This is a genomic window from Spirulina sp. 06S082 (assembly GCF_034932145.1).
Taxonomy (GTDB): Bacteria; Cyanobacteriota; Cyanobacteriia; order Cyanobacteriales; family Spirulinaceae; genus CCY15215.
Genome location: NZ_JAYGHV010000181.1, coordinates 1 through 10,174, shown reverse-complemented (window position 1 = coordinate 10,174; position 10,174 = coordinate 1). Strand labels below are relative to the sequence as shown.

Annotated in this window: 10 protein-coding genes; 7 read left to right on the top strand and 3 right to left on the bottom strand. The window is 44.6% G+C overall.

Annotated elements, in window-relative coordinates; genetic code table 11:
- The 6 genes from VB714_RS13310 to VB714_RS13285 all read left to right on the top strand — a co-directional run.
- Positions 1-423 (top strand): penicillin acylase family protein (locus tag VB714_RS13310; protein ID WP_323224903.1); only part of this gene is annotated, 423 nt, incomplete at its 5' end.
- A 155-nt stretch (positions 424-578) separates the two neighbouring features.
- Positions 579-2,213, top strand: coding sequence for a cellulase family glycosylhydrolase (locus VB714_RS13305; protein ID WP_323224901.1), 1,635 nt, complete (start codon positions 579-581; stop codon positions 2,211-2,213).
- Positions 2,214-2,317: 104 nt separating this feature from the next.
- Positions 2,318-2,761, top strand: coding sequence for a nitrate reductase associated protein (locus VB714_RS13300; protein ID WP_323224899.1), 444 nt, complete (start codon positions 2,318-2,320; stop codon positions 2,759-2,761).
- Between the two features lie 112 nt (positions 2,762-2,873).
- A complete protein-coding gene (locus VB714_RS13295) occupies positions 2,874-3,182 on the top strand; it encodes a nucleotidyltransferase family protein (RefSeq protein ID WP_323224897.1) in 309 nt (102 codons plus the stop codon).
- Positions 3,169-3,525 carry a DUF86 domain-containing protein gene (locus tag VB714_RS13290; RefSeq protein WP_323224895.1) on the top strand — a complete coding sequence of 119 codons (357 nt, stop codon included), beginning with the start codon at positions 3,169-3,171 and terminating at the stop codon, positions 3,523-3,525. Before VB714_RS13295 ends, VB714_RS13290 begins: the two co-directional genes overlap by 14 nt.
- A gap of 163 nt (positions 3,526-3,688) precedes the next feature.
- Positions 3,689-4,543, top strand: coding sequence for a hypothetical protein (locus VB714_RS13285; RefSeq protein ID WP_323224893.1), 855 nt, complete (start codon positions 3,689-3,691; stop codon positions 4,541-4,543).
- On the opposite strand, the gene ilvB is transcribed toward VB714_RS13285, so the two are convergent.
- On the bottom strand, positions 4,540-6,399 hold the full coding sequence (gene ilvB, locus VB714_RS13280; RefSeq protein ID WP_323224891.1) for a biosynthetic-type acetolactate synthase large subunit: 1,860 nt from the start codon (positions 6,397-6,399) through the stop codon (positions 4,540-4,542). The genes VB714_RS13285 and ilvB overlap by 4 nt on opposite strands.
- 264 nt (positions 6,400-6,663) lie before the next feature.
- On the opposite strand from ilvB, the gene psbU reads away from it, so the two are divergent.
- Positions 6,664-7,083 carry a photosystem II complex extrinsic protein PsbU gene (gene psbU / locus VB714_RS13275; RefSeq protein ID WP_323224889.1) on the top strand — a complete coding sequence of 140 codons (420 nt, stop codon included), beginning with the start codon at positions 6,664-6,666 and terminating at the stop codon, positions 7,081-7,083.
- Positions 7,084-7,273: 190 nt separating this feature from the next.
- Here the strand turns inward: psbU and VB714_RS13270 are convergent, their stop codons facing one another.
- Together VB714_RS13270 and VB714_RS13265 are read right to left on the bottom strand one after the other, a co-directional pair.
- On the bottom strand, positions 7,274-7,636 hold the full coding sequence (locus VB714_RS13270) for a hypothetical protein (protein WP_323224887.1): 363 nt from the start codon (positions 7,634-7,636) through the stop codon (positions 7,274-7,276).
- A gap of 97 nt (positions 7,637-7,733) precedes the next feature.
- Positions 7,734-9,911, bottom strand: a complete 2,178-nt coding sequence (locus VB714_RS13265) for a CHASE2 domain-containing protein (protein ID WP_323224885.1) — start codon at positions 9,909-9,911, stop codon at positions 7,734-7,736.
- Between the last annotated feature and the right edge of the window lie 263 nt (positions 9,912-10,174).

Genomic DNA, 10,174 nt, shown 5'->3' with positions numbered 1-10,174 from the left:
ACACCAAAGGGTTTAAAAGATGCAGAAAATGCGATCGATGTTTTAGAAAATGCCGCCGCGCAATTACAGTTCTTATATGGTAAAATAGATCCAAACTGGGGAGATGCTGTGCGTTTGCGCTATGGCGACGAAGACTTACCCGCAAGTGGCGCACCGGGACAATTAGGTAGTTTTCAAGTATTAGGTATTGCCCCTGATGGAAGTGGAAAATTTCAAAGTGTAGGGGGAGATACTTACATTGCAGCCATTGAATTTTCCGAGCCAATTCGTGCTAAAGTATTGAATGTTTGCGGCAATTCAACTCAGCCTAATTCCCCTCATATTACCGACCAATTAGAGAAATATACAAGAGGTCAATTACGTCCTGTTTGGCGCACTCTCCCGGAAATTAAGCAACATTTAGAATCTCGGAAAGTATTTTAGGCTTTTTCAAGGCGATCGCGAAAAGAAAAACAAGGACACTTAAAATATTGGTTAGGGAACTGATTAAAATTAAAGTCAGTCTTTCTGTAAAAATCAGGGAAAGTGGCTCCTATTTCCCTCGGGCAGTTAAAATCACTCTCTACCTGTAAATTTTCATGCTGACAAAACGATTTAACCTTTCGCGTCAACCGAAACCAATACGCAAGTATCTCAAAATCGGTGCCAGAATTTTGACCTTTTTCCTTGCTTTATGGTTGGCGATCGCACTACATCACCTTCCTCAACCTGCAAATGCTGCATCTGCTATCCAAACCCCTCTCTCAACGCGAGGATCGCAGATTATTGATGCTAAGGGTCAACCCGTACTTTTGCGAGGAGTCAACTGGTTTGGTTTCGAGACGGATCTCCATGCACCTCATGGACTTTGGGCGCGAGATTATAAAGAGATGCTTGCAGAAATCAAGAACTTGGGCTACAATATCATTCGCCTGCCTTATTCCGTACAGGGACTGCGATCGAACTCCCTCAGTGGGGTTAATTTTGGTATCGGCAGTAACGCAGACTTCCAAAACAAAACCTCCTTGCAAGCCCTAGATTTATTCATCCAAGAAGCCGATCGCCAAGGCTTGTTTATTCTTCTCGATAGTCATCGTTTAAATGACCAAAGTATCCCCACACTTTGGTACGGGGATGGTTTTAGTGAAGAAGACTGGATCGGCGCATGGACGATGTTAGCACAACGCTACAAGAACCAGCGTAATGTTATTGGGGCGGATTTGAAGAACGAACCCCACGGAGAAGCAAGTTGGGGGACCGGCGATCGCGCTACAGACTGGCGACTGGCTGCCGAACGCGCCGGAAATGCTATCCTTGCAGTAAATCCCAACTGGTTGATTGTAGTTGAAGGGGTCGAAAAAAACGTACCTGGACAACAACTCAATCACTGGTGGGGTGGTAATTTGGAAGGGGTGAAAAATTATCCCGTTCGCCTCAACTCACCTAATAAACTTGTTTACTCTCCTCACGAATACGGCGCGGGAGTCTACAATCAACCTTGGTTTTCCGAGTCTTCTTTTCCGCAAAACCTGCGTCAGCGCTGGCAAATCGGCTTTAATTACATTGTCGATGAAAAGATTGCACCTATCTTAATCGGAGAATTTGGCGGTCGTCAAGTCGATTCTGCTTCTAAAGAGGGAATTTGGCAACGGGAGTTAGTCAAGTTTATTGACGAGAAACAGTTGCATTTCACTTATTGGAGTTGGAATCCCAATAGTGGCGATACGGGAGGTATTTTAAAAGATGATTGGCGCACTATTGATGCTCCCAAACAACAGTTATTAAGTACCTTGTTAGGCGATAGTGTGGCGATCGATCCTAATCCTACACCCGATCCCATTCCAGAACCGACTCCAGAACCGACTCCAGAACCAACCCCAGCACCAACCCCAGCACCAACTCCAGAACCAACCCCCGATCCTGTCTCAAATACAACCTTAGCTGCAAATGCGATCGTAGATTCCGACTGGAATACAGGATTTTGTGTAAGGATTCCCGTAAAGAATCCCAATAGTTCTCCCATTCGTGCTTGGCAATTGCGCTTTGAGATGAATCAAGCGCAGATTAATAACAGTTGGAATGGTAATTTTCAGCGTCAGGGTTCGCAATATACGGTCACACCTCCCAATTGGGGACAACCCCTACAACCCAATCAAACCGTTGATATGGGATTTTGTGCCAAGAAAACCGGATCGGATTATCAAGTTCGCAATGTGAGAGTTGTTGAACTCTGATTTCGTTCCTTGAAAAATCCCCAATTCTTTCGCTAAAATGGAAAGTCCCTATTTTCCTTTGGGAAGATAGGGCTATTTTAACGCAAACAAACAACTAATAATAAATGTTCAAATTTGAAGCAGATTTTGTCGAATCTTTGCGCTGTATTCCCATGCAGGTGAGAATGAAATTAGATACCTGTGGCATCAAACTCAAACTGACTCATTGGCATCAATTCAATCCCAAGGAACGAGAAAGTTTAGTAATAATGCCTTGTAGGACAGAAGCAGAAGTTAAAACTTATGGAGAGTGTTTACAGCGATTAGTGATTCAATATACAGGAAAACCTGCATCGGAATTGGCGATCGCTGAAAATCCTCCTTGGTTAAATGAAACAATGATTCCCAATACTGTACGAGAAAAAGCTACAGAAATGAATGTATCTTTAAGTCTCCAACAGTGGCAAAATTTAACACCCGATCGCCGCTTTGCTTTAATTAAACTCAGTCGTCCCAGTCACGAGAATAAAAACTTTTTGCCTGCAATGAAGGAATTTGAATTATTATGAACACTAAAATCGAGATTATTCAAGGAAATATTACAATTCTATCTATCGATGCGATCGCATCTCCAACAAAATTTGATATTCTTGGAGAATAAGCGAATAGGGTGAGAAGAAAATGCAGAAAACATTAGCGATCGCGCTTTCCCCTGAAAAAATTGTCCGATTTTGTCAAAAATATCACATTCGCAAACTCTCTGTATTTGGTTCGGTGTTGCGAGATGATTTTTCTGACGAGAGTGATATTGATTTTTTGGTGGAATTTGAACCAGAGTATATTCCCGGTTATATTCGTTTAGCGGGAATGGAAATTGAACTCTCGGAAATCATCGATCGCAAAGCCGATCTGAGAACAATTTCCGAACTCAGTCGTTACTTTCGGCAACAAGTATTAAAGGAAGCAAAAATACAATATGTCAAAAATTGACGATCGCACGCGCTTGCTGCATATGCGTGATGCAGCACGAGAAATCTCAATATTTATTCAAGGCAAAACGAAAGAATCCCTTGAAACAGATAGAATGTTAACCCTTTCTCTTGTTAAATTAGTTGAAATTATTGGAGAAGCAGCCTCGAGAGTTTCTAGAAACAAACAAGCAGAAATTAAAACAATTCCTTGGGCGCAAATTATCGGGATGAGAAATCGATTAATTCATGGTTATTATGAAATCGATCTAGATATTGTCTGGAAAACAATCGCAGAAGATTTAGAACCTTTACTCGCATTACTCGAAGATGCGATCGCAAGAGAAGAAGAATCAGAAAAATAGGTCATACGATCGCGCTACGGGCAACAGGTTGCAATAAAATGGGAGGGGATCGCTAGACTAAAAATTTGATTTAGGACGACCAAAACTTTCTCGCACCGAGATTTCGAGGCAAAATTAAGGTAATATTCTTTAACCAAGAATTTAAAACCCTTGTTGAAGTGCATTGCAAGAAACCAAAACATTTGCCCGCAAAAAACGATTAACACCCCAAGCGGATGTTAAAACCCAACATCAGGGAAGACAGCAAATTATTCGCTTGACCTCTCAGGCAACTCTGATACGATCGCCAACCCGTCTCAGCGCCAGACGGCGAAATTATGGCGGTTGGCGCTTATCTCTCTTCCTCCCCATCGCCGCGATCCTCGTTGCAGCAGGGTCGGGAATTGGGGCTTTGTGGCTCATGCAGCGCTTACCCTGGCAAAACTGTCAAACCCTCGCGCCAATGGCTGCCGATAGCGAGAGACTATACTGCGCCCAATTGGCGGCACAGTCAGGACAAGAGATAGATTTAGTCAAAGCGATCGCCCTCGTTGAATCTTGGGATAGCGATCGCCCCTTCTATTTGAATGCGCGAAAATCTTTGGATATTTGGTCGCAACAGCTTTGGCAGCAAGCCCAAGACCAAATGAATGCTGGCAATTTACCCGAAGCAGTGCGTATTGCTGGTCTCGTTTCTCCTCGTAGTTCCGACTATACCCTTGTTCAAGAGGCGATCGCCCAGTGGCAGGAGGAATGGCAAAAAGGAGAAGAGATAACCCAAGCATTCGATCGCGCCCTTAAAGACCAAGATTGGCCGCAAGCCCTCACTATTGCCCATCAATTCTCCAGCTTTAAGAGCGACTATTGGCGCATTGAGCGAGGAGAAGCCTTGCTGCTACGTCTTGCCCGAGGGCGATCGCAAAGTCAAGAAAGAAAAATAATGCCAGAAGAGACTGAAAATAGACCAGAGACCGAAAATAGACCGGAAAAGGCAGAAAACGAAGCAATCTTCATCCCGCCCTTTTCCCCAACACCTTAAAGTTTTGCGCCGCATTCAGGACAGAACTTATTGGTCGTGGTATTTTTGGCACCGCAACTGCTGCAATAGATCGAGCCGATCGCCGCATCAACTTGACTTTTTTTCGGTAGTCCCAACATTTGTGAGTTGCTTTTACCGGGGGCGATCATAGGATAGCAATTTTCATCTTTGGTGACGCGGGCATCCACCAAAACAGGACCATCGTGAGCTAACATAGCCGCGATCGCCCCTTTCAATTCGCTGCGATCGCTAATGAGAATTCCCTTCACCCCGAAAGCCTCAGCCAGCTTGACAAAATCTGGCATTCCCACCTCCATATTCGAGGAAGAATAACGCTCGCCAAAAAAGGTTTGTTGCCATTGACGCACCATTCCCTGCCAGCCATTATTAATAATCACCGTTTTGGCCGCAATTCCATATTGCGCGAGGGTCGCCAATTCTTGCAGATTCATTTGGAAACTGGCATCGCCACTAATACAAATCACCTCCTCTTCCGGTAGTGCCACCTTAACCCCCAAGGCGGCGGGCATACCATAACCCATTGTTCCCAGACCCGCACTGGAAATCCAACGCCGGGGACTGTAGTTGATAAACTGCGCTGCCCACATTTGATGCTGTCCCACATCCGTCGTGTAATAAGCATTGGGAGCCTGTTGACCAATTTCGACAATCACCTCTTGAGGGGCAAGACTATCGGCATGATGAGGCACGACGAGAGGGTATTCCTTGCGCCAACGGGCAATCCTTTCTAACCATGCCTCAGTTCTCTCGGTGTCTGTCTCGAGTCCCAATTCCGCAATGCGATCGAGCATTTGCATTAATACCACCTTTACATCCCCCACAATGGGAACCTCTGGGGTGCGGTTTTTACTCACTTCTGCCGGATCGATGTCAATGTGAATTACCTTTGCTTTCGAGGCAAATTCATCCAGTTTCCCCGTCACGCGATCGTCAAATCTCGACCCGATCGCAATCAATAAATCGCATTCACTCACGGCAAAATTAGCATAAGCCGTCCCGTGCATCCCTAACATCCCCACAGCAAGGGCATGATTCTCATCAAATGCCCCCAAACCCATTAAAGTTGTCGTAACCGGAATGCAAAAATGTTCCGCCAGTTGTAGTAATTGCCGATGCGCCCCCGATGCGATCGCGCCCCCACCCACGTATATGAGGGGACGTTCTGAATTTTGGATCAATTTCAAAGCGGCACTAATTTGCCGAGGGTTGCCCTTCACCGTCGGACGAAATCCTGCTAATTTCACTGCCCCCGGTTCCACAGGAATATAGTCAAATTCCTCTAAACCCACATCTTTCGGGACATCAATGAGAACGGGACCCGGACGACCGGAACTGGCAATATGAAAGGCTTCTGCTACAATTCGCGCCATATCTGCCGGATGGCGAACAACATAAGAGTTTTTGACAATGGGCAGGGTAATGCCCCAAATATCGATTTCTTGGAAAGCATCAGAACCGATCGCCCCTCTAGCCACCTGTCCCGTTACCGCCACTAAAGGGATAGAATCGAGATGCGCCGTGGCAATTCCCGTAACTAAGTTGGTTGCCCCAGGGCCGGAAGTTGCAAAACAGACTCCAACTTGCCCCGTAGCACGGGCGTAACCATCCGCCGCATGGGAGGCTCCCTGTTCGTGTCTAACTAAAATATGTTGCAAGTCGCCTCTTGCTTCCGCGCGATACAATTCATCGTAAATGGGCAGAATTGCCCCCCCTGGATAGCCAAAAATATGCTTGACTCCGTGACGAACGAGGCTATCAATTAAGGCGTAAGCTCCCGTGCGTCTCGCGGGAGTCTGGAGTGATTGGGTTGTTGGAGATATACTTGAAGAAACCACAATTTTTTGTAACTGACTAAACTTTTTCGGTTTACTTTTGCGTGTTACCCTCGAAGGGCTACTCTTTAAGACTACATTTTCTAGAAAAAAATATAAACCTCGATTTTATTATAAATTTTTGTAAAAGTCAAGATTCTCTAACGGGTAAACGAATCGCGAGTGACTGAGTAACTGTTCCCTTTGTGGGATAAGATGAGGAGCAGACACACAAAAATTAAAAAATCTCTATTTTTTCTGTTTTAGAGCATTGCTGAGGAGGACTTGATGAAAAACGTGATTCGTGTCTTAGCGATCGCCTTACTAGCGGTCACTTGTTTGGTTTTTGGGGGACGACAAGAAACCCTAGCTATGTCTTTGCCTGCATTTTCTGTGCCAACGGCGATCAATTCTCCAGTACTAGCAGAACTTCGTAATGAAGCTGACGATTTTCTGCAAACTGATTTTGGCCAAAAAATCGATTTGAATAATACAAACGTCCGAGGATTTCGCCAGTTAAAGGGATTCTATCCGACTCTAGCAAGCAAAATCGTCGGCAATGCCCCTTATGAATCGGTAGAGGCGGTTCTCGATATACCAGGACTGTCAGAAGGTCAAAAGGAACGCTTAGAGGCAAATTTAGACCAATTCACCGTTGGCGCACTTACGAATGTCTTTACCCAAGGAGACGATCGCCTAAACAATTGAATTTATGATTGATTAATCATTATTTTCTGTTAACACCTGTTCTATTTCATAACCCACTTTTCTCTAAGGTGGGTTCTTTGCGTTTATTGCTATCTTCTAAAGTTAATAAAATTAATAAAGTTAATATAATTAATAAATTTTCTAAAATTAATGGAGTTAATATAATTAATATAATTAATAAAGTTAATATTTAGCGGACGCAGCGAGTTCCCGATCCTCTGGTGCCATCAGGATTGCCATTATCTTCGGGATCGAATTTCTTATTATTACCGAAGGATCGAGCGGGTTTTGCCGTTTTTGCAGGATCAACCCGTTCTAGAGAGTTTGATGAGGAGGTAATCCTATGGGGGTGAACCGTTCCTTTCCTTTGAGCAACAGCCTCAGACCCACCAAAAAGCAGGAGTTGCAGGCTAACTCCAATTGCTATGCTAATTTTTACTGTGCCTGCGAGACGAAGAGAAGTCTTCATAACTCTAACAAGACCGCATCTTGTTCCTGACCTGTTTCCATAAGTATATTCACTGCTGTGCAAAATGGCAAAAAAAATGTTCATAAATTTTTCACAATTTTTTGCTTGCTACTGGAACAGCTAATTTTTTTTGCGAAATTGTAATATTAGTTTATACTCCAACCCTTATTTTTGCGTAATATTACGGATCGCAGTCTTGGGTTTCCTCGGTGGAAGTTCCGGCGCGATTCTGATTTTTGACCTCGTACATGGCTTTATCTGCTAGAGAGATCAGTTGTTCCTCCGTATTACCATCATGAGGATAAACGCTGCTGCCAATACTCACGGTAATGAAAACGCGATTTCCGTTTAGGTTGAAGGGACTCGAGAGGGTGGTGGCAATTTTACGAGCAACGATTTCGACATCTTCTGCTTGTTTGATCCCAGGCAAAATGACTGTAAATTCATCACCTCCCAATCGGGCAACGCGATCGCTATCCCGCAGACAATTCTCAATTCGTTCTGCAACTGCCTGTAGCAGCAAATCTCCCCCTTGATGACCGATACTATCATTGACCTGTTTAAACCCGTCTAGATCCAAATACAGCAACCCCACGAGGCGTTTCTTTGCTTCAGCCCAGGCCAAAAAAGTGTGAAAACTTTCGTAAAATCCTTTGCGATTGGCCAAACCGGTGAGAGAATCCGTGTAGGCGAGATGGTGCAGGCGATCGTGGGTGCGTTTTAATTCGGCATTGGAGCGACTGAGTTCTTCGGTTGTTCTTCTCAAATCTTCTTCAATTTTTTTCCGTTCTGTAATATCGCGGATCACGCCAATTAAAAAGATATTTCCGGCGGCATCTTTGTGTAAAGAGCGCTTGGTTGCCGTTAAATAGGTTTTACCGTGGCGATCGGTAAATTTTTCTTCGTTCTCTTGTGGGGTCTGATGGCGAAAAACCCATTCGTCTTGTTGGCGAAATATCTCCGCTTCAGTCGGACTAAAAATATCCGAGTCGGTTTTATGTAATAACTCTTCTAAGGGGTAGCCACTAAGATTGCAAAAAGATTGATTGAGAACGAGCCAACGGCGATCGCGGTCTTTCACAAAAATAGGATCGGGAATATTATCGATCGCGGATCTTAAGAAGTCTGTAGACCGTTTGCGTTCTTCTTCTCGATAAGCTAAATAACCTGTTAAAACGCTTGTAGTTCCTCCTAAAGCTAACAAGGCAGGAATAACAGGAATCCACCATCCCCATAAAAACGCGCCATAAGTTCCCCCTAGCAGAAAGATAACTGCCAAAAATAAAACGAGAGAAGAATGGAGAGGCGATCGCAATCGCAGCACGATCGCAGCGGCCAAACTCGACCAGAAAAAAATCCACAGCCATTCGATCGCATCGGGCCAAACTTTGACGATGGCGCGATCGTCCAGGACAGCCCCGATAATATAGCTGATAAAATTGGCGTGCAGTTCCACCCCGTAGAGAGGAGAAATAGAGCCAAAGGGATTGGTACTGTAGGGAATATAAACAAAATCCCCCAAACTCGGAGCCGTCGAACCAATCACGATAATGCGATCGCGAATGCGATCGGGAGAAACTTCTCCGTTGAGGACTTCCCGTAAAGTCACTTGTTCAAAGGCATCAGGATTGCGAAAATTAACTAAAACTTGATAGCCTCGATTATCTGTGCGAATGTAGGAACCATCATTGGGTTGCAGAGGAGAAAAAGTGCTATTCCCCAATTTGAGATGTTTAGCGTTCTTTTCTGAAGGTTGAGGCTCAATTCCCTCTTGTTGGAGATAAAGTAAGGCTAGACGTAAAGCAAAGCTGGTATGGGGTTCACCTTCTGGATGCACGTAAAATAAACTGCGGCGCACTCGCCCATCCGCATCGATGACAACATTATTAAAACCAATTGCTTCTTTTGAAAGAATGACAGGAGGATTAATTCCTTGTTCTTGCTTGTCTTCTAGTTTTTCAATGCCAACAAAATGAGGAATCTGAGTCATGGTTTCTCGTAAAAGAGCGTGACCCGGTTCCACAGGCAGATCCCGATAAATATCCAAGCCGATCGCGCGGGGTTGAGCTTCGTTTAACCGACGAATAAGTTCGGCGATCGTTCGATCGGGAATCGGCCAAGTGCCGCTTTCCTGAATGTCCTCTTCATCGATCGCCACAATTAAAATTCGTTCTTCTCGAGACTCCGGGGGTCGCAAACGAAATAATTGGTCAAAAGCAGCCCATTCCCAAGTTTGGAGGATACCGCTCGATCGCAAGAGAATAGTACAGCCTGCAACCCCCACAGAAACCCAACAAAAGACTTGCTTTTGTTGCCACCATCGCCAAAGGGATGTAAATCGAGAACGTGAATTAAACATCTATAAATATGCCAGCAACAAAAGAACGCAGAAAATGAAAGTTGGGAAAATTTATAGCTTCCTCTTCTTTCCTTTTTATGCGTTCCCTAGAAAGACTGCCATTGACACTCCCCCGTTAAATCAAAGATTATAACGAGGGATTCTTGCTTCACTGGGTTTGCCTAGTTTCAAGTCATCTCTGTCTTGAAACCCCGTCCAGATTCCCCTCCACAAGCATCTGTTTAACGTCCACTGACTGCCCGACAGCAGACAACCAAAAACTT

Coding starts and splice junctions, on each gene's coding strand:
- VB714_RS13305 (WP_323224901.1), top strand. CDS start 579: ATGCTGACAAAACGATTTAACCTTTCGCGTCAACCGAAACCAATACGC.
- VB714_RS13300 (WP_323224899.1), top strand. CDS start 2,318: ATGTTCAAATTTGAAGCAGATTTTGTCGAATCTTTGCGCTGTATTCCC.
- VB714_RS13295 (WP_323224897.1), top strand. CDS start 2,874: ATGCAGAAAACATTAGCGATCGCGCTTTCCCCTGAAAAAATTGTCCGA.
- VB714_RS13290 (WP_323224895.1), top strand. CDS start 3,169: ATGTCAAAAATTGACGATCGCACGCGCTTGCTGCATATGCGTGATGCA.
- psbU (WP_323224889.1), top strand. CDS start 6,664: ATGAAAAACGTGATTCGTGTCTTAGCGATCGCCTTACTAGCGGTCACT.
- VB714_RS13270 (WP_323224887.1), bottom strand. CDS start 7,636: ATGAACATTTTTTTTGCCATTTTGCACAGCAGTGAATATACTTATGGA.
- VB714_RS13265 (WP_323224885.1), bottom strand. CDS start 9,911: ATGTTTAATTCACGTTCTCGATTTACATCCCTTTGGCGATGGTGGCAA.